The sequence below is a fragment of the Nocardia arthritidis genome, assembly GCF_011801145.1.
Lineage (GTDB): Bacteria > Actinomycetota > Actinomycetes > Mycobacteriales > Mycobacteriaceae > Nocardia > Nocardia arthritidis_A.
This window is the reverse complement of the sequence record NZ_CP046172.1, coordinates 1,427,330-1,450,042: the sequence shown is the minus strand read 5'-3', so window position 1 is coordinate 1,450,042 and position 22,713 is coordinate 1,427,330. Positions and strand designations below refer to the sequence as shown.

The window sequence follows — 22,713 nt, the reverse complement described above, 5'->3', positions numbered from 1 at the left end:
CTCAGTGGGTTTCGATCCCACTGAGCGGTAGCCCGGCGGACAGGAATTCGACGACCCGCAGGATCTGGTCCTGGCTGAACGGCTCCTTCTGGATCAGCGCGAACATCGCGCCGACCAAAGCGCCCGCGAAGACCCGCACCTCCAAATCGTCGACGGACCTGCCGCTGCGCTGGGCCGCGATTCCGGCGGTTATCTCGATATTGCGTTCCAACTCCTGCGCCATCGCGCCGCGCAGCTCCGGCACCGAATAGATCAGGTTGATCCGCTCGGTTTCGAAGGCGAGTTCCTCCGGGGTCAACGAGTCGAACGCCTCGATGGTCGCGCGCCGGATCATTTCCAGCACCGGCAGATCCGCCGGCTGGTTGTCGATCGCCGCGAACATCACCGGGTCGAGGTCGTCGACAAGCGCGAGCTCCTGTTTGGACGGGAAATAGCGGAAGAAGGTGCTGGGCGAGACCTCCGCCGCCGCCGCGATCTGCTCGACGGTGGTTTCGGCGTAGCCCTGCTCACGGAACAGCCGGAACGCCTCCTGGCGAATCGTCCGGCGGGTCCGTTCCTTCTTCCGCTCGCGCAGGCCTGAAACGGGCGGCCTGTCGCCCGACAGCTCAACCGACATGTGTTGATTCTGGCTCATCCGGAATGGGTTCGGTCGAGGCGGCTTGCGCTTGCGCCGAGTCGGCCGATCGCCCGGGCAGCACGAACCAGACGAGGGGAATCGCGATGACGCAGATGGCCGCGCAAACCCACAGCATCGCGCCCATTCCGCCGAGGAACGCCGACTGCACCTGCCTCAGCGCATCGGCGTTGCCGAGCTTGCGCGCGACGGCGACTCCGGCGGTCACTCCATCGGAGATCGGCTCCCGGTCGAGCGGGCCGAGTTCGGCGCGGTACTGGTTGGCGAGCACGGTGCCCAGCACCGCGACGCCGATGGTGCCGCCCGCCTGCCGCAACGCCTGCAGCAGCGCCGAACCGCTGCCGGACCGCTCGGCGGTGAGCACACCCATCGCCTGACCGTTCGCCGCGGGCATCACGAAGCCCATGCCGATGCCGAGCACGGTGATCCACAGCGCCGTGTAGCCGTAGCCGCTGTCGACCGTTGTCAGCGCGCCGATTCCGAGTCCGGCGGCCAGCAGCGCGAAGCCGATGATCTCCACTGTCCGCACCCCCAGCGCGGACAGTAGCCCGTTCACGAACCGGCTGCCGACGAGGAGGCCGCCGATCAGCGGCAGCAATCGCAGTCCGCTGCCGAACGGATCGACCCCGAGCACCGCCTGGAAGTACTGCGGCACGGTGAAGAACATGCCGAACATCGCGAAGTTGACCACGATGAGAAATACCGTGCCCCAACGGAATCCGGAGACGGCGAACAGTCCGAGGTCGATGAGGGGATGATCGATCCTGCGCTGCCACCAGATGAAGATGGTCAAGCCGACGACGCCCGCCGCGACGATCACCCATGATGTCGGGTCACCCCAACCGTGCTCGCCGAAGCGGATGAAACCGTATGTGAGACCGAGCATTCCGAGCGCGGACAGCAGCACGCCGAACAGATCGATGGGGAGCCGGTTCGCGCTGCGCGACTCGGGGACGAGCGCGGCGACCGCGAGCGCGCCGATGATCACCATGGGCACGTTGATCAAAAACGCTGAGCCCCACCAGAAGTGCCGGAGCAGCCATCCACCCACCAATGGCCCGAGTGGAATTCCCACCGAGGTGGCCGTGATCCAGACGGTCAGCGCGCGCTGCCGCTCCTCCTGCCCCGGGAACAGCACGGGCAATACCGCCAGCGAAAGCGGAATCATGGCGGCCGCCGCCACGCCGAGTACCGTGCGCCCCGCGATCAGTTGGCCGGGCGAGGTGGCGAAGGTGCAGGCCGCCGAGGCGACGCCGAACAGCAGCAGCGCGGCAAGCAGCACCTTCTTCCGTCCGTAGCGGTCGCCGAGCGCGCCGAAGGGCAGCATCAGCGCCGCGAGCGCGAGGGTGTACGCCGAGCTGAACCACTGCAGCGCACCGGTACCCGCGTGTAGGTCCGCGGCCAGGGTCGGCAGGGCGACGGTCAGGACGGTGACGTCGAGTCCGATGGTCAGCATGGCCACCGCCAGCGCGCCCAGCGCCAGCCAGCGGCGAGTCGAATCCACGTTCATAACCTCTCCTTAAAATGAGAGTTTCTACTACTTGAGAGCTTCTCTCATTAGATAGATGATGTCAACACCGCTTTCAGGACCGGGCCGACCGCCCCGTACCGTCTGTCGACCGGCCACAACCGGCCGTGCCCATTACGCTCGACCGCGATGAAAACCCGGGATCCACGCCTCCTAGCCGCCGTCTGCGCCGGCGCCGCGCTGATGCTCGCCGCACCGCCGGTACTCGCCGCGCCGCCGACCACGACGACGCCGTTCACCACCCCGAATACCGACGGCTGCCCGCAGAAGTCGGCCCCGCCGTCACCGATCGACGAATCGGAGGTCCCGACGCCCGGGCAGTCCGCGCCCAGACCGCTGTCGATCCCGTCGCCGCCGATCGGCGGCACCAGGATGGGCGAATGCGGCCTCGTCGTACCGGCGAGCGCACCGCCGGTGCCACAGGACATTTCGGCGACCGCGTGGGTGGTTTCGGACCTGGACACCGGACAGGTGCTCGCCGCCAAGGATCCGCACGGCCGCTACCGGCCCGCGAGCACCATCAAGGTGCTGCTCGCCACGATCGCGCTGCGCAACCTCGACCTCGACAAGGTGGTCACCGGCACCCAGGAGGACGCGAACGCGGACGGCACCCGGGTCGGCATGGGCCCCGGCGGCCGATACACCAATCGGCAACTGATGCAGGCGCTGATCATGTGCTCGGGCAATGACGCCGCACACGCCATCGCGGCCCAGCTCGGCGGCGACGCGGCGACCGTCGGGAAGATGAACGCGCTGGCGAAATCGTTGCGCGCGTTGGACACCCGCGCGGCCACCCCGTCCGGCCTGGACGGCCCCGGGATGAGCACCTCGGCATACGACCTGTCGGTGCTGTTCCGCGAGGCCATGACCATCCCGCTGTTCGCCCAGATCATCCACACCGAGCAGGTCGACTTTCCCGGATATCCGAAGGATCCGAAGAATCCGGACGACAAGGACCATCCCGGATTCGCCATCGCCAACGACAACCATCTGCTCTACGAATACGACGGCGCGCTCGGCGGCAAAACCGGCTACACCGACGACGCGCGCCAAACCTTCGTCGCGGGCGCGCAGCGCAACGGCCGCAGGCTCGCGGTGACGCTGCTGAAGGCCGATGTGCAGCCGCTGCGCCCGTGGGAGCAGGCGGCGCGACTGCTCGACTACGGCTTCGCGCTGCCCAAGGACGCCTCGGTCGGCAAACTGCCCGACACCGGTGCGCAGGCGGCCGAAACCGGTGTGCCGCTTGCCTCCCCGCCGGCGAGAAGCGACGACCAGGCCGACCGGCAACCGGCCGAACACGGCAACCACAGCGGCATCCGCACCCTGCTGATCATCGGCGGCATCATCCTGGTGCTGGTATTCCTGCTCGGCGCCCGGCAGGTGAATCGCCAACGGCGATAACGGATTACCTCACCGCCGCCGGAAGAACGTGAGCACGAGCGTCGCGAGCGCGCCCGCGCCGAAGAAGGCCGCGCCCGCGCCCATGGACAGATCGCGCACGCTCACCCGCGGCCGGATGATCGCCGCACCCGGCGGCGGAATATCGGCCTCGCGCATGTTCTCCGCGGCGGTGGCGGCCCATGCGGTGGCGAAAAGGATGATCCGGTAAGTGATGTAGCTGAACACCATCAACCCGATGATCGATCCGAAGGCGGCCCCCGCCGGGCTGCGCAGCACGATCTGCAGATAGAACGACGCGATCTGCTTGAAGATCTCGAAGATCACCGCCGCGATCAACGCCGCCTTGGCGGCGCTGGCCAGGGTGACCGGTTCGCGGGGCAGCCGGGCGATGATCCAGGCGAACACCGCCCAACTCGACAGCAGCGCAAGCAGAGTCGACAGCAGCACCAGCAGCAGCCTGGCCCCCGGCGCGTGCGAGAGCCCCGCCGAAATCAGCAGGCGCGCACCCAAGGTGCTCGACGCCACCGCGGACAACCCCAGCGACAGTGTCAACGCGAGCCCGAGCCCGATCAGCGCGCCGAGGTCGGACAGCTTGCCGAGAAACCAATTGCGTTCCGGCGTCTTCTGTTCCCACTGCTCGGTGAGCGCGGCCCGCAGGTTGGCCATCCAGCCGAGCCCGGCGTAGACCCCGCCGAGCAGACCGATCACCCCGACGCTGGTGCGCGACGCGACGGCCTGATTGATCAGGTCGTTGAGCTGACCGCCCAGCGAACCGGGGATATTGTCGATGACCTTGTGCTGCATCTGCCGCAGCAGATCCGGATTGTGCGACAGCACGAATCCCGCGATCGAGAAACCCACCATCAGCAATGGAAACAGCGACAGCACAGTGAAATACGTGATTCCCGCCGCGTAGTAGTCCCCGCGCTGACGCTGATAGCGCCCACCGGCGCGGACGAGGTGATCCAGCCACGGATGCGCCTGGATCCACCGCTCGATCTTGGCCTTGACATTGTCAATCAGCTGCACCTGTTCGCCCCTCTGCAGAGCCTCGCAGGCGCCGACCGGCCCAGGCCGCCAACGTTTATCGCGTCAGCAGACCGACCCGTTCGTAAACCCGTGCGAGGGTGTTGCCCGCGATCTCGCGCGCCCGCTCGGCCCCGGCGGCGAGGATGCGGTCGAGTTCGCCCTGATCCGACAAATACTCTTCCACCTTCGCCCGCAGCGGGGTGACAAATTCGACCAGCGCGTCGGCGACATCGGATTTCAGGTCGCCGTAACCCTTGCCCGCGAAATCCTGCTCCAGCGTGACGATCGGGGCTCCGGTGAGCGAGCTGAGGATCACCAGCAGATTGCTGACGCCCGGCTTCTGCTCCGGGTCGTAGCGGATCTCGCGCTCGGTGTCGGTGACGGCGGAGCGAATCTTCTTGGCGCTCACCTTCGGATCGTCGAGCAGGTTGATCAGGCCCGCGTCGGTGGACGCGGATTTGCTCATCTTTGCGGTCGGATCCTGTAGGTCGTAGATCTTCGCGGTGCCCTTGACGATATGCGCCTCCGGGACGACGAAGGTCTTCTTGAAGCGAGTGTTGAAGCGCTGGGCCAGATTTCGGGTCAGCTCCAGGTGCTGACGCTGATCCTCGCCGACCGGCACCTGATGCGCCTGATATAGCAGGATGTCGGCGGCCATCAGCACCGGGTAGGTGAACAGGCCGACGGTCGCGTTCTCGGCGCCCTGCTTGACCGACTTGTCCTTGAACTGGGTCATCCGGCTCGCCTCACCGAAACCGGTGATGCAGCTCAACACCCAGGCCAGCTCGGCGTGCTCGGGCACCTGGCTCTGCACGAACAGCGTCGACTTCTTCGGGTCGATACCGATGGCGAGCAGCTGGGCGGCCGCGGCCCTGGTGCGACGGCGCAGATCCTTCGGATCCTGCGGGACGGTGATCGCGTGCAGGTTCGGGATGAAGTAGAGGGCGTCGTACTCGTCCTGCATGGTGACCCAATACTGCAGCGCCCCAAGGTAATTACCGAGGTGGAAGGAGACGCCGGTGGGCTGGATCCCGGACAGCACCCGCTGTTTGCGTTCAGCGGTGCCCGGGGATGCTGCAGGACTGGACATACCCGCATCTTCGCACGGCGGCTCAGGCGGAATTGCGCTGCACCCAGTTGCGCGGGTCGACGCCGGGCATGCTCGGGCGACCGGCCTTGACGAGCTTGTGTTCGCCGCGCGACACCAGTTTGTAGATCGGCGCACTCGGCCCGGCCAGGGCGTCCCGCCACACCCGAGGCACCAGCGGCGGCGCGATATGCGCGGTGCGGATGCCCTGGGTCAGCGATTTGAAGGCGAGCTGTTCGGTGGCGCCCCAGCGGATGCCGTACATGCGGCGGATGCGCGACGGGAGGCTGCCCTGCACCAGGAGATAAACGGCCGAAGCGACCTGATGCACCGGCATCTTCTGGCGGTACGGCACCACCTGCCCGGCGAGATAGGAGCCGACCAGGCGGGCCTCCTCGGTGAGGAACAGCTCGTCCGAGGCCAGATAGGCATCGAAATCGCGCCGGAATTCGCGGTAGGTCGCCGGGGCCGCGGTGCGCGGCATGCCGAACAGTTCGGCCCAGCGGACATAGTCCTGGTAGAGGCCTTCGCGCTCGCCCGAGGTCAGCCTGCGGACCAGCAGGTCGTACATGACCTCGGCCGAGTCGAAGGTGAAGGCCATGGTCATGTACATGAGGTGCGGGTCGTGCGCGGAGTAGGCGGTGCCCGCGGGATGGTGCGCACCCGCGTCCTCCGGGAGGGTGCCGCGCACCTTGGCGTGCTTCGAATGGGTGAAGGCGAGCGCTCGGTCGGCCTCCTCCTTGGTGCCGAGGAAGACGGCCTCGAAGAGATGGCCGGTGAGCGCCAGGCGGGTGTAGGGGGTGGTCCGATGCTCGGTGTTCTCCGCCGTCCCGACGTAGAGCAGCGGATTGACCGCGCCGATCACCAGCGCCCGCTGTCCGTAGGTGAGTCCGACGGCGCGTTTGCGCATTACCCGCCGCGCCATGGAGTTGTCGGCGAAATACCCGGAATCGCTCATAGTCGCCTCCTCGTCGAGACCATCCGGTATCAGCGTCCCGCACTGCGGCGATTCTGGCAATAGACTCTGCCAGAATTGTGCCCGTGCCAGAATCGACTTGTGACGGGGCAACGGACTTATGGTGGGGTTTCCGCGGCCGAGCGCCGCGCGCAACGGCGAAGCGCACTGTTGGACGCCGCGCTGGAAATCGTTGGCACACAGGGTCTGGCCAAGCTGACCGTCTCCGGCTTGTGCGCGCAGGCCGGACTCAACGAGCGCTACTACTACGAGAGCTTCGACAGCCGTGAGGCCGTGCTGTCCGGGCTCATCGACCGGATCGTCGAGGAACTCGCGACCACCATCATCGCCGCACTGCGCGACGCGCCCGCGGAGACCAGGGCCAAGGCGCATGCGGTGATCGCCGCGGGCATCCACCTGCTCACCGACGATCCGCGCAAGGCCAAGGTCGCGCTCATCGCCGGGATGTCGACGCCCGAGCTGCGGGCCCGCACCGATCAGACGGTCCTGATGTTCGCCAAGATGGTGGCGGCGGAAGGCATCGACTTCTACGAGATCTCCGACCCGGAACCCGATCCCGTCATCGACTTCCGCGCCACCTACCTGGTCGGTGGGCTGGTGCAAACCCTCACCGCATGGCTGCGCAACGATCTGCCGCTGTCGCGTGACGAGCTGATCGAGCACACCACCGACGTCTTTGTGCTGCTCGGCGAGGATCTCGCGCAGCGCATCCGGCGCGGGTGAAAACAAGTCGCGCAGCGGTTCTCGCGAGCCAGCCGGCCGATCCCGGTGCGCCGTAGACTCGTCGGCGGAGGTGGGTGCACATATGGTGACCAGAATCGGGCCCGCACCGATGGCGGACGAACCATGGAACGAGATCGTCGGGGGGCTGTCCATGGGCGGCCACTGGGTCCGCGGCGGCGTTCCGGTGGTGGTGCGCGCCGAATTCGACGTGGTGGTCAGCCTTTTCCAACGCGAGGGGCACGGTCCGGGGACCGACGTCGAACACCACTACCTGAACATCCCGGACCGCCCGCTCCTGCCCGAGCAACTGGACGAGGTTTTCCGTCTCGCCGAATTGACCGCGGGGGCGGTCGATTCCGGTCGACGCGTGCTGGTCCGCTGCGAATACGGCTACAACCGGTCCGGGCTCGTCGTCGCGGGTGCTTTGGGGCGGCTCGGTTATCCGGTGGCCGACGCGATCGAGCTGGTGCGCCGTAGGCGGTCCGAATGGGCGCTGCACAATCAGGCGTTCGTGGAATACCTGACGAACGGGCATCCCGGACCGCATTCGGCCTAGGCCCGGTGTCGAGGTCCGGCCGAGCTGGGTCGCGGCACCGGTTGGGACTCCGGCACAGGGCTAGTTGGTCAGCCGCACGTCCGCCAGCGGCGATTCACCCTGCAGCACAACGCGAAACGCGATACCTTTCGCGGCCCAGTAGTCGGCGCAGTCGCGCATAGCGTCGACGAACCAGCCGCGCTCGCCGGGCGCGTCGGCCAGCAAGCGGGCCGAATCCCGGACCACCGCAACGTATCCGGCGGCGGTCCCGACGAATTCATCGAGGTCGCGCAGGCATTCGTCGAACGCGTCCTTGTTGGCGCCGAAGTAGTACGGGAATTGGAAGGCGGCGGCGAACTCGTCGAAAACACCGGCGACGGTGGTCATCTTGGCGGCGCGCAATTCGCGGACGAGGTAGTCCGGCGGCACGCCGAAGCGAACGGCGCCGAGCTCGGCGGCGCCGACCGCGAGCGCCCCAAGCACCGGCGAATTATGCTCCCCGGCAGCAGCTTTCGTATCAACGGAGCGAGCGAGGAACCGGGACAGCGAGATCGGCATCAGCGCATCCTCGTGAAGGTTTGGTAATGATCACCGGTATACCAGGCGGAGCCGTCGCTGCCGGTGACGATGCGCTCGGCATCCCTGGTCTGCCCGCGCTGCTTCGGGTTCACATCCCACTCTCGGTAGGTGATCGCCTTGCCCGCGGCGTCCTTCGCGGGCAGCGTGCCCGCCCGATTCATCCACGGATCGCCGCCCTTGGTGCCGGGTGCGTTCGCCGAATCCGGCCAGCGGCCCGCATCTATCTCGCGCAGGGTCGCGTACGCGCGGTCGGGAACGCCCGGGGCGCGCGTCGCGGGCGGACTCGCCTCCACCGGCCTGGCCTGGGTGGTGGTGGCCCGCGCCGATTTGGTCAGCGAGGCGGCCACCGGATCGTTGCTGCCGCCGTTGCCGCGCAGCGCGAGCACCGCGAGCAGGGCGACGACCGCCACCGTGCCCACCACCGCGAGCGCCCGAATCAGCTTGGGGCTCATCGGTACTGCACCGTCACCGGCGCATGGTCCGACCAGCGCAGCGCATACGTCGCCGCCCGCTCCACCACCGCCTGCTTGGCCCGGCCCGCGATATCACCGCGGGCCAGCTGGTAATCGATGCGCCAGCCCGCGTCGTTGTCGTATGCGCGGCCGCGATACGACCACCAGCTGTACGGGCCTGCCACGCCGGGATGCAGGGTGCGCACCACGTCGACGTAGCCGGCGGCCAGGATGTCGTCCACCCAGGCCCGCTCGCCGGGCAGGAATCCGGCGTTCTTCAGATTGCCCTTCCAGTTCTTGATATCGAGTTCGGTGTGCGCGACATTCCAGTCGCCGCAGATCACGAAGTCCCGCGTCTGCGCTTTCAGGTGGGCGCCGAGCTCGTGCAGGAACCGGTACTTCTCGTCCTGCATCGGGGTATCCGCCTCGCCGGTGTGCACGTACACGCTGGCGACGGTGACGTCGTCGAATTCGGCCTCGACGTAGCGGGCCGCGCCGTCGAATTCGGCACTGCCGAAACCGATCCGGATCGCGCGCGGCTCCCGCCTGGACAGTATCCCGACGCCGGCCCGGCCCTTCAGCCCCGGTTCCGCACGCGCCAGATGCCAGCCCGCGTCGAGGGCCGGGGCCAGCGCGGTCCGGGTTTGCTCGTCGGTGGCTCGGGTCTCCTGAATGCAGATGACGTCGGCCTCGGTGACCGCGAGCCACTCGAGCATTCCCTTACCGGTCTTGCCCGTGGCAGCGCGGACACCGTTCACGTTCACTGTCGAGATGATTTGCGGCACCTGACGACCGTACAATGCTGGTCAGATGAATCGCCCCGGACATCGCCGTCCAGGAAGGGTGCAGACGATGAAGTCACCCACCACCAAGTCCCCCGCCGCCGCCGAACGGGTTCCCGCCAGGCCGAAACCCATCAAGGCACTTCATGTGGGGTCGGGCGATCCGCTTCTCCTCCTGCACGGATTCATGCTCTCGCCGCACTGCTGGGAGCAGTCGGCGCTGCGGCTGGCCTCACACTGCGAGGTGTACGCGCCCGCGCTGGCCGGGCACTGGGGTGGCGAACCGGTGGACCGGTGGTCGGTGGACATCGAGACGCTGGCCGACCGGATCGAGGACCAGCTCGACGAAATGGGCTGGCGCACCTGCCATATCGCGGGGAATTCGCTGGGTGGCTGGCTCGGCGTCGAATTGGCCAGGCGCGGCCGGGCACGCACGCTGACGATGATCGCACCCGCGGGTGGCTGGACCTTCCCGTCGATCAACCAGCTGCGGGTCGGCCTCAAGTTCCTGTCGCTGGTGCCGATCATCGAAATCGGCAAGCGGCTCGGCGATTTCGTGGCCGACAACTTCCTGGTCCAGCGTTTCGCCCTGCTCGCGCTGAGTAAGAACGCAGGCGCCGTGCCGCGCCGCGAGGTCGCCGCCATGATCACCGCGACCATGCACTGCCCGGCCATGCTGCCGTTCATCCTCGGCAGTTTCCGCGCCCAAGGCGTCGGCGACCTGTCCACCCTGACCACCCCGGTCCGCCTGCTGCTGTGCGAATTCGACCGCATCATCCCCAACCGCGCCTTCGCCCGCCGCTACCTGCGCGAACTCCCCGACTCCGCCGACCGCATCCTCATCAACGGCGTAGGCCACATTCCGATGCTGGAGGCCCCCGACCGCATCGCCACCCTCATCGCCGAACACGTCTACGCCAGCCGCACCCGCCTCCGCGCGGTCTGACACGCGGGATTTCGCCCACAGCTGGCGAGTCGTCCGAGTGTCGCATTTGCTCGGCGTTTCGTTCCGCACGGTCGAGTACGTTGCCGCGCATGGGAATTCAGGAGTTCGAACTAACGATCGCACGCCTGCGTGGGGATATCGGCACGCTTCATGGCCGCGCGGACACCGTCAGCGCGCAGTACGACGCGGCAATCCGGACGGCGGGCATGGTGGCACTGCGACTTCGGGGACCACAGCGGCGGATCGGCCGCAGGCTGGCGACGATCACCGCCACACAGCGGCAAGCCGACTGCCCAGTCGAGCAATTCCAGCTGCTGACGGCAGGGGTCGAAGCCGACTCGAAACTGATCGACGAGCATTTGAATCTCATGGCTTACCGCATCGAAAAGCTGCTCGGCCGAGGCGCGGAAGTCACCCTCGAATACAGACGGCTGCAGGATCGAACCAGCGCTTCCCGACGACGCACCGCGATGTTCGCACCACAGATGCGTGCGTTGGCCGATGAGTTGGCGCGGCTCGATGACAAAGACCGATTTCTCGAGACCGAATACCAACGGTTGGCAGCGCGCAAGGGGCGGCTCGACAGGCGGGCGCAGCAGATCATGTCGCACCGTCCACTGCTGGCCCCGCCGAGTCGATGATCTATCTGACACGCGGGATATCCACAGGTCAGCGAGTCATCCACAATTTGCATAACCGGGTCGATATTGCTTGTGGGCGCCATTACCGTTGCGGCCATGGGGAATTCAGAGCACAAGGACCGCGTCACGAGTCAGTTGCGCGGCGACGTCGATGGTTTGTACGAGCTTTCGGATGAGACCAACGCGCGGGTAAAGGAACTAGGTGAGGAGGTCCGTCAGCTCGGCAGCAATGTCGGCGAAGGCTTCGGTCGCCTCGATAAACAGGTCGGTCAACTCCGCGAACAAGTCGGTGGACTCGGCGAGCAGGTCGGTGGACTCGGCCAACAAGTCAGTGGACTCGGCCAACAAGTCGGTCAACTCGACGAACGGGTCGGTGGACTCGGCCAACAAGTCGGTGGACTCGGCCAACAAGTCAGTGGACTCGGCCAACAAGTCGGTCAACTCGACGAGCGGGTCGGTGGACTCGGCCAACAAGTCAGTGGACTCGGCGAGCAGGTCGGTGGACTCGGCCAACAAGTCAGTGGACTCGGCGAGCAGGTCGGTGGACTCGGCGAACAAGTCGGTCGCCTCGACGAGCGGGTCGATAATCTCGATGGCAAGGTCGACAGGGTCGATTGTGCGTCCAGAAGCATCGATATGCGGCTCCGGCGGCTGGCGAAGACGTCCGGTCGGCAGTTCGGGCTGCTGCTGGCCGCGCATCGGCAGCATGCGCATCAGCTGGATCAGCTTGCGGCGAGGCTCAACGGTACGGACTCCAGGCTCGACAGCATGGACGCCCGGCTCGACGGGATGGGCTCGAGGCTCGACGGGTTCGGTACCCGACTCGAGGGGATGGACTCCAGGCTCGACGGATTCGGCACCCGGATCGAGGGGATGGACTCCAGGCTCGACGGATTCGGCACCCGGATCGAGGGGATGGACTCCAGGCTCGACGGATTCGGCACCCGACTCGAAGGGATCGACTCGAGGCTCGACGGGTTGGATACCCGACTCGAAGGGGTGAACGGTCGGCTCGGAGAGGTCGACACTCGACTCGAGGGAGTGGGCACTCATCTCGGAGAAGTAGGCACCCGTCTCGAAGGAGTAGACACCCACCTCGCAGGGGTGAACACCCAACTCGAAGACGTCGACACCCGACTCAACGGCATGGGCACCAGACTCGGAGAAGTAGACATCCGTCTCGGTGGAGTGAACACCCGCCTCGATGACATGAGCACCGGCCTCGAAGGAGTGAGCGCCCACCTCGGAGGGGTGAATATTCGACTCGAGGATGTCGACGCCCGACTCGAGGGTATGGGCTCCAGGCTCTACAACGTCGACAACAGGCTGGATGGGTTGGCGTCGGAGGTGGGTCTGGTGGGCGAGAGCGTGCGGCGGAACTCGGCGGCGCTGGAGACGGTGGTCGATTTGTTGCAGAAGCGGGTGGAGTGAGGCGGGTTCCGGGTGCGGGGTCGGTGCGCACCCGGAACCTGTCGGTTATTGGGCGAGTAGACCTTTGGCGATGTGGGTGACCTGGATTTCGTTGCTGCCCGCGTAGATCATCAGGGATTTGGCGTCACGGGCCAGCTGCTCGACCCGGTATTCGGTCATATATCCGTTGCCGCCGAAGAGTTGGACGGCTTCCATGGCGACCTCGGTGGCCGCCTCGGAGGCGTACAGCTTCATCGCCGAGGCCTCGGCGAGGGTCGGCGGTTTGCCCGCGCGGCCGCGTTCCAGCGTGTTGAACACCATGTTCTGCACGTTGATCCGGGCGATCTCCATCTTGGCCAGCTTGAGCTGGACGAGTTGGAAGCGGCCGATCTCCTGACCCCACAGCTTGCGGTTCTTGGCGTAATCGACGCACAGCCGGTGGCATTCGTTGATGATGCCGAGCGCCATGAACGCGACACCGATCCGTTCGGCGGTGAAACTCGAACGGGCACTTTCCCGTCCGTCCCCACCCTTGTGCTCCTCGGTCTCGCCGAGCAGCCGGTCCCGGCCCAATCGGACGTTGTCGAAGAACAATTCGCCGGTCGGCGAGGCGTGCAAACCCATCTTCTTGAACGGCTTGCCCTGGGTGAGCCCTTCCATACCCTTGTCCAGTACGAAGGTGAGCACCTTGCGTTCCCGCCGGTCCGCGCCGTCACCCTCGTCGAGCTTGGCGTAGACGATCATCACATCGGCGTAGGGCCCATTGGTGATGAACGTCTTCTGCCCGTTGAGCAGGTAATCCTCGCCGTCGCGTTTCACGTAGGTCTTCATCCCGCCGAACGCGTCGGATCCGCTGTCGGGTTCGGTAATCGCCCAGGACGCAACCTTTTTCATGGTCACGATGTCCTTGAGCCAGCGCTCCTTCTGCGCGAGCGTGCCACGCGAGAGAATTGTGGTGGCACCGAGCCCGATGCTCACGCCCATCGCCGTCACCAAACCCATACAGACACCGGACAATTCGCCGATAAGCACCGCCATCAGCGATTCCTGGCCAGCGAACGGGCTTGCGCCGGAAGATTTTTCCTTCTTCTCGGCGGGAGCTTCCCCGACCTCCTTCGCCCGCTGCCTGGCCAGCAACTTGTCGACCGCCTCCCCACCCATGGCGTCGATGCCGAACTCTCCGAACAGCTTCCGGATGATCGGATACGGCGACAGCTCCCCGCTGTCGAGCGCGTCCAGATTCGGCCGGATCTCCCTGTCGATGAAGGTGCGCACCGCGTCGCGGATCAACACATCGGTCTCGGACCATTCGAACATCGTCGTTCTCCTATCGTTCCCGCGAACCGGTCATCGTCACGGCAGCCGTGCGGCGATATCGTCGATCGACCACGGCCCATCGGTTTCGATGGTCTTCACGTCGTGCCAGCCGGCCAATTCGGAGATGGCCCCGCCCTGCACCGCGAACACCTTGCCGGTGACCGGGCACTTGTCGGTGGCCAGATAGGCCACCAGCGGTGCGATATTGGCCGGGCTGAAGGCGTCGAACCCGCCATCCTCGACGTCCTCCGCCTCGGCCGCCATCATCTCACCCATGCCGGGGGTGGCCAGGGTGAGCCGGGTGCGCGCGATCGGCGCGATGGCGTTCACCCGCACGCCGTAGCGCGCGAGTTCGTCGGCGGCGACGAGGGTCAGCGCGGCGATCCCCGCCTTCGCCGCGCCGTAGTTGGCCTGTCCGGCGTTGGGGACCGTGGTGCCGGACGCGGAGGCGGTGTTGATCACCGCGGCGTTCGGCTGGTTGCCCGCCTTGCTCTGTTCCTTCCAGTACGCGGCCGCGTGGTGCAGCACCGCGGCATGTCCCTTCAGGTGCACGGCGATCACCGCGTCCCACTGGGATTCGTCCATGCCCGCGATGAACGCGTCGCGCAGAATACCCGCGTTGTTCACCACGACGTCGAGCCCACCGAACTCCGAAACAGCCTGGGTCACAAGGCTCTTCGCACCTTCCCAAGTGGCGACATTATCGGTGTTGGCGACCGCGCGGCCACCGGCGGCCAGTATCTCCTCGACCACCTCGTGCGCCGGGCCCGCATCGGTGCCCTCACCGGCGTTGCTGCCGCCGAGGTCGTTGACGACGACCGCGGCGCCCTCCCGCGCGAAGAGCAGCGCGTGCTCACGGCCGATGCCGCGACCGGCGCCGGTGACGACGGCGACCCGTCCTGCCAATGCACCCATCGAGTGCCTCCTGTTCTCGTCCTCGGGATTTCAGTCCGCGATCTCGGCGAGCCCGTCGCTGAGCACGACGTCGTCTCCGCGCAGAGTTTCGAATGCGTATGTGGTGCGGCCGTTTTCGGAGCCGACCCGCCAGATCCTGGTCACCAGGTCGTCGCCGGGAAAAACCATCTTCGCGAAACGCACCGCGAAACGCTTCAGCCGGTCGACATCCGAATCGCCGACCGCGGTCAGCACCGCCCACGACGCAAAGGCCATGGTGCACAGCCCGTGCGCGATGATGCCGGGCAGCCCGGCGTCCTTGGCGACCTGCTCGTCCAGGTGCAGCGGCACCGGGTCGCCGGAAGCCGGTGAGTAGCGGAAGGTTTGGTCATCGTCCACGTGCTGCGGCACCACCGCGTCCGGTTCCCGCGCGCGCAGTGCCTCGTCGAATTTGTGCGGCGGCGCGGCGGCGCCGACCGTCTTGCCCGCGTCGATATTGCGGAAGAACGCGGTCAGGTACTGCTCGTTGACCAATTCCCCAGCGGCGGTGCGACATTCGATGAGGATGGTGACGGTGCTGCCGTTGGAACGCCCGGCGTAGCCGATGGCCTTGGCCCGCGAGACCAGCTCGTCACCGGGCCGGATCGCCCGATGGAAGTGGAAGTCCTGCTCCCCGTGCATGACTCGGCCGAAGATGTCCAGCGGCACCACGTCGATGACCGGCATCATCATCGCCTCGAATACCGGGACGATGCCGAAGATCGGGGAGGCCACCTCGCCTTTCAGGTGCGCCGCGATGGGATCGTTGGTGGCGGCGGCGTATTCGGCGATCCGCTCGCCGGTGACCGTGAACCGATCCTCCTCCGACCAGGTTTCCAGGCCCGAATCGTCGAATTCGACGACCCGGGCCGCGGTTTCGGAGGTCATGCCGAGGCCAATGCGTCGAGCTGCTCGAGCGACTTGTCCAGCTGCTTGATGCCGTCCTTCTCCACCGCTTTGCCGAGCGCGCCCTTGATCAGCGCACCCTCGAAGTCACCGGAGACAACGATGGTGCTGCCGTCGCCCTTCGGCTGGATGTCGAACGTGAATTCGGTTTTCACACCGGCCATTCCGGTGCCGCCGAGGGTCAGCTTGTTCGGCGCGGCGATGGAAACGATCGTCCACTCCAGCTTGTTCGCCATGCCGAGCATGACGATTTTGGCGACCAGTTTGGCGCCCTCGCTCAGCACGGCGGGCGGCTCCTCCATGAAGCGCTCATGGATGGTGAACCACTTGTCCCAGGTCTGCGGGTCGGAGACCACCGCCCACAGCGCGTCCGGGGTGGCGTTGACGTCCTTGGTTGCTTCGATGTGGCCCATTTTGTACTCCTCTTGGTCTCGTATTACCGATCGGCAAAGGCGCGCAACGCGATCAGCGGTCGGCGCGCTGGTAGGCGGTGATGACGGCGGCGCCACCGAGGCCGATGTTGTGCTGCAGGGCCGCGGTCACGTTGTCGACCTGTCGCTTGTCGGCCGTGCCGCGCAGCTGCCAGGTGAGTTCGGAGCATTGCGCCAAACCCGTTGCGCCCAAAGGATGCCCCTTGGAGATGAGGCCGCCGGACGGATTCACCACCCACTTGCCGCCATAGGTGGTCTGATTCGCGTCGATCAGCTTCGGAGCCTCGCCGGGGCCGCACAATCCGAGCGCCTCGTACAGCAGCAGCTCGTTGGCGGAGAAGCAGTCGTGCAGCTCGATCACCTGGAAGTCCTCCGGACCGAGTCCGGACTGCCGGTAAACCTGCTGCGCCGCTTGAACATTCATGTCATAGCCGATGATGTTCTTGGCGCTGCCGTCGAAGGTGGACCTGAAGTCGGTGGTCATCGTCTGTCCGACGATCTCCACCGCCTGCCCGGCCAGATCGTGCTTGTCGACGAATTCCTCGCTCGCGAGAATCACCGCGCCGGATCCGTCGGAGGTCGGCGAGCACTGCAGTTTGGTGAGCGGGTCGTAGATCATTCGCGAATTCAGGATGTCGTCGAGCGAATATTCGTCCTGGAACTGCGAATAGGGATTGTTCACCGAATGCTTGTGGTTCTTGTACCCGATCTTGGCGAAATGCTCTGCGGTGGAACCGTATTGCTTCATATGCTCACGGCCCGCGGCGCCGAACATCCACGGCGCCACCGGGAAGAGCACCTCGGAGATCTCGGCGAGCGCCAAAATGTGCTTGGCCATCGGCTGTTCCCGGTCGTCCCAGGTGGAGCCGAGCGAGCCGGGCTGCATCTTCTCGAAGCCGAGTGCCAGCGTGCACTGGGCCAGGCCGCCCCGAATCGCTTGTGCCGCAAGGTAAAGCGCGGTCGAACCGGTGGAGCAGTTGTTGTTGACGTTGACGACGGGGATACCGGTCATGCCGAGTTCGTATACCGCACGCTGACCGGAGGTCGACTCGCCGTAGACGTAGCCGACGTAAGCCTGCTCGACCAGGTCGTAGGCGATACCCGCATCGGCGAGCGCCTTGGAACCGGATTCCCTGGCCATGTCCGGGTAGTCCCAGTCGCTGCCGTCCTCGTTCTTGCGACGGCCCGGCTTCTCGAACTTCGTCATGCCGACGCCGACGACATAAACCCTGTTCGCCATCGAACTCCTCAGGTTGTGCCCGCCCGGCGCACTGCCGGGGGCCATCCGCACCCACGGCGGACGGCGCTGGCCGATCCAGCGGATCGTGCTGAAACAAACATACAAAGCTGTATGTAACACCGCAAGGGTTCGGCTCGGATCACCCGCCCTTCGACAACAGATAACGGGGTAGTAGCCGCTCAGCGCCTACATACAACCGGATGTGTATGTAGCGCCAGTTCGCGCTGGTGACCAGGCGAATACCCAACGACTCCCCCGATAGCCCGAGCGCACCAACTGTGACCCAAAACACCCGCGTAACTGCCGTAACAGCGGCGTAATGACGCGGCAATTGCCTGTCCACAACCATGTACGAACTTCGAATGGTTGCTTTTGTTTGAAGGAGAGAACGTGGTCGATGTCGATACCCGCTCGTCGAATACCGACGGGATAGCGGCCGCCAAAGAAACGCTGGAGGATTACACGCTGCGCTTCGCGCCGCGCAGCTACCGCAAGTGGAGTCCGGCCGTTGTCGGCATCTCCGCCCTCGGCGGCATCGCCTACCTGGCCGACTTCGCCATCGGCGCGAATATCGGCATCTCGTACGGCACCGGAAACGCCCTGCTGGGCATCGGCATCTTCGCGCTCGTCATCCTGCTGACGGGATTCCCGCTGGCCTACTACGCGGCGCGCTACAACATCGATCTCGACTTGATCACGCGCGGTAGCGGTTTCGGCTACTACGGCTCGGTGATCACCAATATCGTATTCGCCTCGTTCACCTTCATCTTCTTCGCGCTCGAGGGGTCGATCATGGCCCAGGGCCTGAAACTCGGCCTGGGCGTGCCGCTTTGGCTGGGCTACGCCACCTCGACGCTGATCATCTTCCCGCTGGTCATCTACGGTATGAACACGCTGGCGAAGCTGCAGGTGTGGACGACCCCGCTGTGGCTGCTGCTGATGGTGCTGCCGTTCGGCTTCCTGCTGGTGCGCCACCCCGACTCGGTGTCCGCGTTCTTCGGTTACGGCGGTGAAAATGGTTCGGGCGTCAGCATTTCCGGTGCGCTGCTGGCCGCGGGCGTATGCCTCTCGCTGATCGGTCAGATCGCCGAGCAGATCGACTACCTGCGCTTCATGCCGCCGCGCACTCCGGAGAACGCGCGCAAGTGGTGGGGCTGGATGCTGCTGGCCGGACCCGGCTGGGTGCTGTTCGGCGCGCTCAAGCAGGTGGTCGGCCTCTTCCTGGCGGTCTACCTGATCGCGAATCTGCCTGCGGCGCAAGGCATCGCCAACCAGCCGGTGCATCAGTTCCTGGAGATCTACCGCGATATGGTGCCGGGCTGGCTGGCCATGACCCTCGCCGTGGTGCTCGTGGTCATCAGCCAGATCAAGATCAACGTGACCAACGCCTATTCCGGCTCGCTTGCCTGGACCAACTCCTACACCCGGATCACCAAGACCTATCCGGGCCGACTGATCTTCCTCGGCGTGAACCTGGTGATCGCGCTGATCCTGATGGAAGCCAACATGTTCGACTTCCTCAACAATATCCTCGGCTTCTACGCCAACTGCGGCATCGCCTGGATCGTCACCGTCGCAACGGATATCGCGATCAACAAGTATCTGCTGAAGATCTCGCCGAAGCGGCCGGAATTCCGCCGCGGCATGCTTTACGACTTCAATCCCGTTGGGCTGGTTGGTTTCGGCCTGTCCGGGGCGCTGTCGATCATGACGTTCTTCGGACTGTTCGGCGATCTGCTGAAGCCGTATTCGCCGCTGGTCGCGGTGGTCGTCGCATTCGTCGCGACACCGATCACCGCCATCGCGACCAAGGGCCGTTACTATCTGCGCCGCGGCGACGACGGTATCGACCTGCCGATGTTCGACGAACACGGCAACCCGTCGGGTGAGCTGCTGACCTGCCATGTCACCGGAATGGAATTCGAGCGTCCGGACATGATCGCCTCCGCGGTTCCCGGGCCCGAAGGCGAGATCCAGTACATCAGCTCACTGGCACTGTCGACCGACCGGCACGGGGTGCACCTGCTGCCCGAGCAGCGCTGAACGCGAACGGCCGCCGGGCGATTCCGCTCGGCGGCCGTTATGGCATGCGGCACAGGATGTTTCAGCCGGAAAGTTGGGTGCCGCCGAGCGTCGCGGCCGCGATGGTGCGCAGATGTACCGAGGCGCGCTGCCAGCGCCGGTGCGCCCGTTCGTTATCCGGATCGATGAAATTGGCCACCAGAATTCCGCGCAACGCGTCCATCGCGGTGTAGATGAAATCGCGAGCCTCCTTGCGCCGCATCTCATCCGGCACGAATCGGGCCACCGCCATCAGCACCGCGTTGTTGACGAAGGGCTCCACCTTTTCCATGGCCGCGGCCAGCACCGGATCGGTGCGCCCGGCGACCCACAGTTCCGCGGTGGCGATGAACAGCGGCCCCTGGTGCAGTTCCCACAGGAAGTCGAGCGCGGCGCCGACCGGGTCGTCGCCGGTCTGCACCTTCGACATCTCCCGCATCGCGGTCTCCGCGCGTAGCTGGGCCAGGTGGCTGATGGCGGCGACCACCAGATCGGTCTTGGAGCCGAAGTGGTGCACCTGCGCGCCACGGGTGACGCCGGCGCGCTCGGCCACCCTGGGTGTCGTCGTGCCCGCGTAACCGTATTCGACCAGGCAGTCGATGGTCGCGTCGAGTAGCCGCGCCCGCATCTCGGTGCTGCGCTGCTCCTGGGTGCGCCGCTGCGGTTTGGCGTCCACGGTCCTGGCCATCAGGCGATTCTACACTTACATACAGTTCTGTATGTAGCTGTGGCCGTCACAGCGAAAACTTACGCTTCGTTTACGCCCGGATCTGGCAGCATGGGCGCACGGGGAACAGGATATCCCGTTGATCGTTGGGATAGGGGCCGGGGACGTTGTCGCTTGTTGAATATGGTGCCGCACTGTCATTTTCGGGACAGTGCGCACGATGAACCGCTGCGCCCAACCCGATTGCGGCGGCACGATCGCCGACGGCTACTGCGATATCTGCGGTCTCGCACCGGAACCCGTGCCCCTCGGCGTGTCGAACCCGACCGGGGAACCATCGACGGCGAAGCCGACGGGATGGGCGAACACCGGCCGCAGCAGGCGCGGCACCGCCCGCTCTTCCACCAGGTCCACCCGCTCGGCCCGCTCCAGCCGCGGCAGGCTCGGCGCGGGATTGGTCGCGATTCCCCAAGTGCCGTACCGGGATCCGACCACCGCGATCATGGCCGAGCCACGGGTGGCCGAACGCGACCGGTTCTGCAGTAGCTGCGGCAACCCAGTTGGGCGGGCGCACGATGGCGCGCCGGGCCGCACCGAGGGCTTCTGCACGAGGTGCGGCACCGCGTACTCCTTCACCCCCAAGCTGGTGGCGGGTGACCTGCTCGGCGGCCAGTACGAGGTGCTCGGCTGCCTGGCACACGGCGGTCTGGGCTGGATCTACCTGGCGCGCGACCACAATGTGAGCGACCGCTGGGTGGTGCTCAAGGGCCTGCTCGACACCGGCGACGCCGACGCCATGGCGGCCGCGATGGCCGAGCGGCAGTTCCTCGCCACCGTCGAACACCCGAACATCGTCAAGATCTTCAACTTCGTCAACCATCCCGACTCGAGGACCGGCGATCCGGTCGGCTACATCGTGATGGAGTATGTCGGCGGCGCCTCGCTGAAAGAGCTTCGCGCCCAGCATGATTCCGATGGATCGCTGCGCCCGCTGCCGGTGGCCGCCGCGCTGGCGTACCTGCTGGAGATCCTGCCCGCCATGGGGCACCTGCACGGCTCCGGACTGCTGTATTGCGATTTCAAGCCGGACAACGTAATTCAGACCGAGGAGCAGCTCAAGCTGATCGATCTCGGCGCGGTGCGCCGGATGGACGACGCCGACAGCGTCGGCTACAAGACCGACGGCTACTGCGCGCCGGAGCTGGAGGCCGAAGGGCCGTCCGTGGAATCGGATCTGTACACCGTCGGCCGCACGCTGGCGGTGCTGACCTTCAACTTCGATTTCCGGCACCGGTACCGGCACGAGTTACCGCCCGCCGCGGATGTGCCGGTGCTCGCGGCGCATCCGTCGTTGCACCGGCTGCTGCTGCGGGCCACCGCCGCGGACCCCGATATGCGCTTCGGCTCGGCGACGGAGATGGCCGAGCAGGTCACCGGCGTGCTGCGCGAGGTGGTCGCCGCCGAGGAGGGTACGCCGCGCCCAGCGGTATCAACGGTTTTCACCGGAGAACGGCTGATTTTCGGTGCGGAGCAGCAGAATTGGCCGCTCGCGCTGGATCCGGTCGCGGTCGCGAGCGCATTGCCGGTGCCCCTGGTGGATCCGGCCGATCCGGCCGCCGGACTGCTGGCCACCGCATCGGCCGCCGATCCCCGCCAGCTGCTCGGCACGTTGGCGGCCGCGCCGGTGCGCACCGTCGAGGTGCGGCTGGCACAGGTGCGCGCCTACCTCGCCGAACGCCGAACCGACTATGCCACCGGCGAACTCGACGCGCTGGAGCAGACCGACGACGCGGATTGGCGGATCGTCTGGTACCGCGGGCTCACCGCGCTGGTCGCCCGCGATCCGGCCGCGGCGCGCGAATACTTCGACACCGTCTACACCCTGCTGCCCGGTGAGCCCGCCGCCAAACTCGCGCTGGCCGCTGCGGCCGAGTGCGCGGGTGACGACGCCGCCGCCACCCGCCGCTACGAACAGGTTTGGCGCACCGATCACGGCTATCCAAGCGCCGCATTCGGTTTGGCGCGCACCCGAATGAGCCTCGGCGATATCGACGGCGCGATCGCCGCCGCGGAATCGGTTCCGGAGAGCTCCAGCCGGTATGTGGCGGCGCGGCTGGCGGCGATCCGGGCCCGCATCGGCGGCAACACGGAAAAGTATCTGGTCGACGCGGGCGATCGGCTCAACGCACTCGACCTCGCCCCCGAACGCAAGGCCTGGGCCAGGGTCGAGGTGCTGGAGGCGGCGCTGCGATTCGTCGACGGGCACGGTGAGCGGGCCGCCATCGCGGTGCTCGGCTGCCGACTCGCCGAACCCGCGCTGCGCCGCGCGCTGGAAACGGAGTTCCGCGGGCTGGCCCGGCTGGCGCCGGACCGTGCCGCCCGGCGCGCACTCGTCTACCGCGCCAATGCAATTCGCCCACTCAGCTGGTTTTAGA

The 22,713-nt window shown here is 66.2% G+C and carries 23 protein-coding genes; 8 read left to right on the top strand and 15 right to left on the bottom strand.

What is annotated here, in order from left to right; genetic code table 11:
* Position 1: 1 nt before the first annotated feature.
* Together F5544_RS06315 and F5544_RS06310 are read right to left on the bottom strand one after the other, a co-directional pair.
* On the bottom strand, positions 2-616 hold the full coding sequence (locus F5544_RS06315) for a TetR family transcriptional regulator (protein ID WP_238847114.1): 615 nt from the start codon (positions 614-616) through the stop codon (positions 2-4).
* Positions 606-2,144 (bottom strand): MFS transporter, encoded by a 1,539-nt coding sequence (locus F5544_RS06310; RefSeq protein ID WP_167472305.1) that lies wholly within the window; start codon positions 2,142-2,144, stop codon positions 606-608. The genes F5544_RS06315 and F5544_RS06310 overlap by 11 nt, the downstream gene beginning before the upstream one ends.
* 147 nt (positions 2,145-2,291) lie before the next feature.
* Here F5544_RS06310 and F5544_RS06305 point away from each other — a divergent pair, with 147 nt between their 5' ends.
* A complete protein-coding gene (locus F5544_RS06305; RefSeq protein WP_167472304.1) occupies positions 2,292-3,563 on the top strand; it encodes a D-alanyl-D-alanine carboxypeptidase family protein in 1,272 nt (423 codons plus the stop codon).
* A 9-nt stretch (positions 3,564-3,572) separates the two neighbouring features.
* Here F5544_RS06305 and yhjD read toward each other — a convergent pair whose 3' ends face one another.
* From yhjD to F5544_RS06290, 3 genes are read right to left on the bottom strand one after another with little or no spacing between them, the layout of a single operon-like run.
* On the bottom strand, positions 3,573-4,592 hold the full coding sequence (yhjD, locus tag F5544_RS06300; RefSeq protein ID WP_167472303.1) for an inner membrane protein YhjD: 1,020 nt from the start codon (positions 4,590-4,592) through the stop codon (positions 3,573-3,575).
* A gap of 55 nt (positions 4,593-4,647) precedes the next feature.
* Complete coding sequence (trpS, locus tag F5544_RS06295; protein ID WP_167472302.1) at positions 4,648-5,682, bottom strand: tryptophan--tRNA ligase; 1,035 nt, start codon at positions 5,680-5,682, stop codon at positions 4,648-4,650.
* Between the two features lie 22 nt (positions 5,683-5,704).
* Positions 5,705-6,637, bottom strand: a complete 933-nt coding sequence (locus F5544_RS06290) for an oxygenase MpaB family protein (RefSeq protein ID WP_167472301.1) — start codon at positions 6,635-6,637, stop codon at positions 5,705-5,707.
* 99 nt (positions 6,638-6,736) lie between these two features.
* On the opposite strand from F5544_RS06290, the gene F5544_RS06285 reads away from it, so the two are divergent.
* Both F5544_RS06285 and F5544_RS06280 read left to right on the top strand, forming a co-directional pair.
* Positions 6,737-7,378, top strand: a complete 642-nt coding sequence (locus tag F5544_RS06285) for a TetR/AcrR family transcriptional regulator (RefSeq protein ID WP_167472300.1) — start codon at positions 6,737-6,739, stop codon at positions 7,376-7,378.
* Between the two features lie 82 nt (positions 7,379-7,460).
* Positions 7,461-7,934, top strand: coding sequence for a protein-tyrosine phosphatase family protein (locus F5544_RS06280; RefSeq protein WP_167472299.1), 474 nt, complete (start codon positions 7,461-7,463; stop codon positions 7,932-7,934).
* Positions 7,935-7,994: 60 nt separating this feature from the next.
* Here the strand turns inward: F5544_RS06280 and F5544_RS06275 are convergent, their stop codons facing one another.
* The 3 genes from F5544_RS06275 to F5544_RS06265 are packed head-to-tail and all read right to left on the bottom strand — an operon-like array spanning position 7,995 to position 9,729.
* The gene (locus F5544_RS06275) at positions 7,995-8,471 is read right to left on the bottom strand and encodes a barstar family protein (protein ID WP_167472298.1); all 477 of its coding nucleotides are present in this window, start codon (positions 8,469-8,471) and stop codon (positions 7,995-7,997) included.
* Complete coding sequence (locus tag F5544_RS06270; protein WP_167472297.1) at positions 8,471-8,944, bottom strand: ribonuclease domain-containing protein; 474 nt, start codon at positions 8,942-8,944, stop codon at positions 8,471-8,473. Before F5544_RS06270 ends, F5544_RS06275 begins: the two co-directional genes overlap by 1 nt.
* On the bottom strand, positions 8,941-9,729 hold the full coding sequence (locus F5544_RS06265; RefSeq protein ID WP_174867283.1) for an exodeoxyribonuclease III: 789 nt from the start codon (positions 9,727-9,729) through the stop codon (positions 8,941-8,943). Before F5544_RS06265 ends, F5544_RS06270 begins: the two co-directional genes overlap by 4 nt.
* Before the next feature lie 67 nt (positions 9,730-9,796).
* Here F5544_RS06265 and F5544_RS06260 point away from each other — a divergent pair, with 67 nt between their 5' ends.
* On the top strand, positions 9,797-10,672 hold the full coding sequence (locus F5544_RS06260; protein WP_167472295.1) for an alpha/beta fold hydrolase: 876 nt from the start codon (positions 9,797-9,799) through the stop codon (positions 10,670-10,672).
* Positions 10,673-10,761: 89 nt separating this feature from the next.
* The gene (locus F5544_RS06255; RefSeq protein WP_167472294.1) at positions 10,762-11,313 is read left to right on the top strand and encodes a hypothetical protein; all 552 of its coding nucleotides are present in this window, start codon (positions 10,762-10,764) and stop codon (positions 11,311-11,313) included.
* A gap of 198 nt (positions 11,314-11,511) precedes the next feature.
* Here F5544_RS06255 and F5544_RS06250 read toward each other — a convergent pair whose 3' ends face one another.
* Positions 11,512-12,027 carry a hypothetical protein gene (locus tag F5544_RS06250; RefSeq protein ID WP_167472293.1) on the bottom strand — a complete coding sequence of 172 codons (516 nt, stop codon included), beginning with the start codon at positions 12,025-12,027 and terminating at the stop codon, positions 11,512-11,514.
* 54 nt (positions 12,028-12,081) lie between these two features.
* Between F5544_RS06250 and F5544_RS06245 the strand changes: the two genes are divergently transcribed.
* The gene (locus F5544_RS06245) at positions 12,082-12,744 is read left to right on the top strand and encodes a hypothetical protein (protein WP_167472292.1); all 663 of its coding nucleotides are present in this window, start codon (positions 12,082-12,084) and stop codon (positions 12,742-12,744) included.
* 45 nt (positions 12,745-12,789) lie between these two features.
* Here the strand turns inward: F5544_RS06245 and F5544_RS06240 are convergent, their stop codons facing one another.
* From F5544_RS06240 to F5544_RS06220, 5 genes are read right to left on the bottom strand one after another with little or no spacing between them, the layout of a single operon-like run.
* Positions 12,790-14,040, bottom strand: coding sequence for an acyl-CoA dehydrogenase family protein (locus tag F5544_RS06240; RefSeq protein WP_167472291.1), 1,251 nt, complete (start codon positions 14,038-14,040; stop codon positions 12,790-12,792).
* Between the two features lie 36 nt (positions 14,041-14,076).
* Positions 14,077-14,955, bottom strand: a complete 879-nt coding sequence (locus F5544_RS06235) for an SDR family oxidoreductase (protein ID WP_167472290.1) — start codon at positions 14,953-14,955, stop codon at positions 14,077-14,079.
* Between the two features lie 30 nt (positions 14,956-14,985).
* Entirely contained in the window at positions 14,986-15,861 is an 876-nt protein-coding gene (locus F5544_RS06230) for a MaoC family dehydratase (protein WP_167472289.1), read from the bottom strand.
* The gene (locus tag F5544_RS06225; RefSeq protein WP_167472288.1) at positions 15,858-16,292 is read right to left on the bottom strand and encodes a type II toxin-antitoxin system Rv0910 family toxin; all 435 of its coding nucleotides are present in this window, start codon (positions 16,290-16,292) and stop codon (positions 15,858-15,860) included. Before F5544_RS06225 ends, F5544_RS06230 begins: the two co-directional genes overlap by 4 nt.
* A 52-nt stretch (positions 16,293-16,344) precedes the next feature.
* Positions 16,345-17,550: a lipid-transfer protein gene (locus tag F5544_RS06220; RefSeq protein WP_167472287.1), complete on the bottom strand. Its 1,206-nt coding sequence runs from the start codon at positions 17,548-17,550 to the stop codon at positions 16,345-16,347.
* 390 nt (positions 17,551-17,940) lie between these two features.
* Here F5544_RS06220 and F5544_RS06215 point away from each other — a divergent pair, with 390 nt between their 5' ends.
* Positions 17,941-19,593, top strand: coding sequence for a purine-cytosine permease family protein (locus F5544_RS06215; RefSeq protein ID WP_167472286.1), 1,653 nt, complete (start codon positions 17,941-17,943; stop codon positions 19,591-19,593).
* Between the two features lie 61 nt (positions 19,594-19,654).
* On the opposite strand, the gene F5544_RS06210 is transcribed toward F5544_RS06215, so the two are convergent.
* Positions 19,655-20,299, bottom strand: a complete 645-nt coding sequence (locus tag F5544_RS06210; protein ID WP_167472285.1) for a TetR/AcrR family transcriptional regulator — start codon at positions 20,297-20,299, stop codon at positions 19,655-19,657.
* 199 nt (positions 20,300-20,498) lie between these two features.
* Between F5544_RS06210 and F5544_RS06205 the strand changes: the two genes are divergently transcribed.
* Positions 20,499-22,712, top strand: coding sequence for a serine/threonine-protein kinase (locus tag F5544_RS06205; RefSeq protein ID WP_167479016.1), 2,214 nt, complete (start codon positions 20,499-20,501; stop codon positions 22,710-22,712).
* Position 22,713: the final 1 nt, after the last annotated feature.

Bases quoted from the DNA above. Each gene is read 5' to 3' on its own strand.
- F5544_RS06225 (WP_167472288.1), bottom strand. From the start codon at position 16,292: ATGGGCCACATCGAAGCAACCAAGGACGTCAACGCCACCCCGGACGCG.
- F5544_RS06305 (WP_167472304.1), top strand. From the start codon at position 2,292: ATGAAAACCCGGGATCCACGCCTCCTAGCCGCCGTCTGCGCCGGCGCC.
- F5544_RS06250 (WP_167472293.1), bottom strand. From the start codon at position 12,027: ATGCGCATGCTGCCGATGCGCGGCCAGCAGCAGCCCGAACTGCCGACC.
- F5544_RS06310 (WP_167472305.1), bottom strand. From the start codon at position 2,144: ATGAACGTGGATTCGACTCGCCGCTGGCTGGCGCTGGGCGCGCTGGCG.
- trpS (WP_167472302.1), bottom strand. From the start codon at position 5,682: ATGTCCAGTCCTGCAGCATCCCCGGGCACCGCTGAACGCAAACAGCGG.
- F5544_RS06290 (WP_167472301.1), bottom strand. From the start codon at position 6,637: ATGAGCGATTCCGGGTATTTCGCCGACAACTCCATGGCGCGGCGGGTA.
- F5544_RS06220 (WP_167472287.1), bottom strand. From the start codon at position 17,550: ATGGCGAACAGGGTTTATGTCGTCGGCGTCGGCATGACGAAGTTCGAG.
- F5544_RS06240 (WP_167472291.1), bottom strand. From the start codon at position 14,040: ATGTTCGAATGGTCCGAGACCGATGTGTTGATCCGCGACGCGGTGCGC.
- F5544_RS06205 (WP_167479016.1), top strand. From the start codon at position 20,499: ATGAACCGCTGCGCCCAACCCGATTGCGGCGGCACGATCGCCGACGGC.
- F5544_RS06280 (WP_167472299.1), top strand. From the start codon at position 7,461: ATGGTGACCAGAATCGGGCCCGCACCGATGGCGGACGAACCATGGAAC.
- F5544_RS06255 (WP_167472294.1), top strand. From the start codon at position 10,762: ATGGGAATTCAGGAGTTCGAACTAACGATCGCACGCCTGCGTGGGGAT.
- F5544_RS06315 (WP_238847114.1), bottom strand. From the start codon at position 616: ATGTCGGTTGAGCTGTCGGGCGACAGGCCGCCCGTTTCAGGCCTGCGC.
- F5544_RS06270 (WP_167472297.1), bottom strand. From the start codon at position 8,944: ATGAGCCCCAAGCTGATTCGGGCGCTCGCGGTGGTGGGCACGGTGGCG.
- F5544_RS06210 (WP_167472285.1), bottom strand. From the start codon at position 20,299: ATGGCCAGGACCGTGGACGCCAAACCGCAGCGGCGCACCCAGGAGCAG.
- F5544_RS06230 (WP_167472289.1), bottom strand. From the start codon at position 15,861: ATGACCTCCGAAACCGCGGCCCGGGTCGTCGAATTCGACGATTCGGGC.
- F5544_RS06235 (WP_167472290.1), bottom strand. From the start codon at position 14,955: ATGGGTGCATTGGCAGGACGGGTCGCCGTCGTCACCGGCGCCGGTCGC.
- F5544_RS06245 (WP_167472292.1), top strand. From the start codon at position 12,082: ATGGACGCCCGGCTCGACGGGATGGGCTCGAGGCTCGACGGGTTCGGT.
- F5544_RS06260 (WP_167472295.1), top strand. From the start codon at position 9,797: ATGAAGTCACCCACCACCAAGTCCCCCGCCGCCGCCGAACGGGTTCCC.
- F5544_RS06275 (WP_167472298.1), bottom strand. From the start codon at position 8,471: ATGCCGATCTCGCTGTCCCGGTTCCTCGCTCGCTCCGTTGATACGAAA.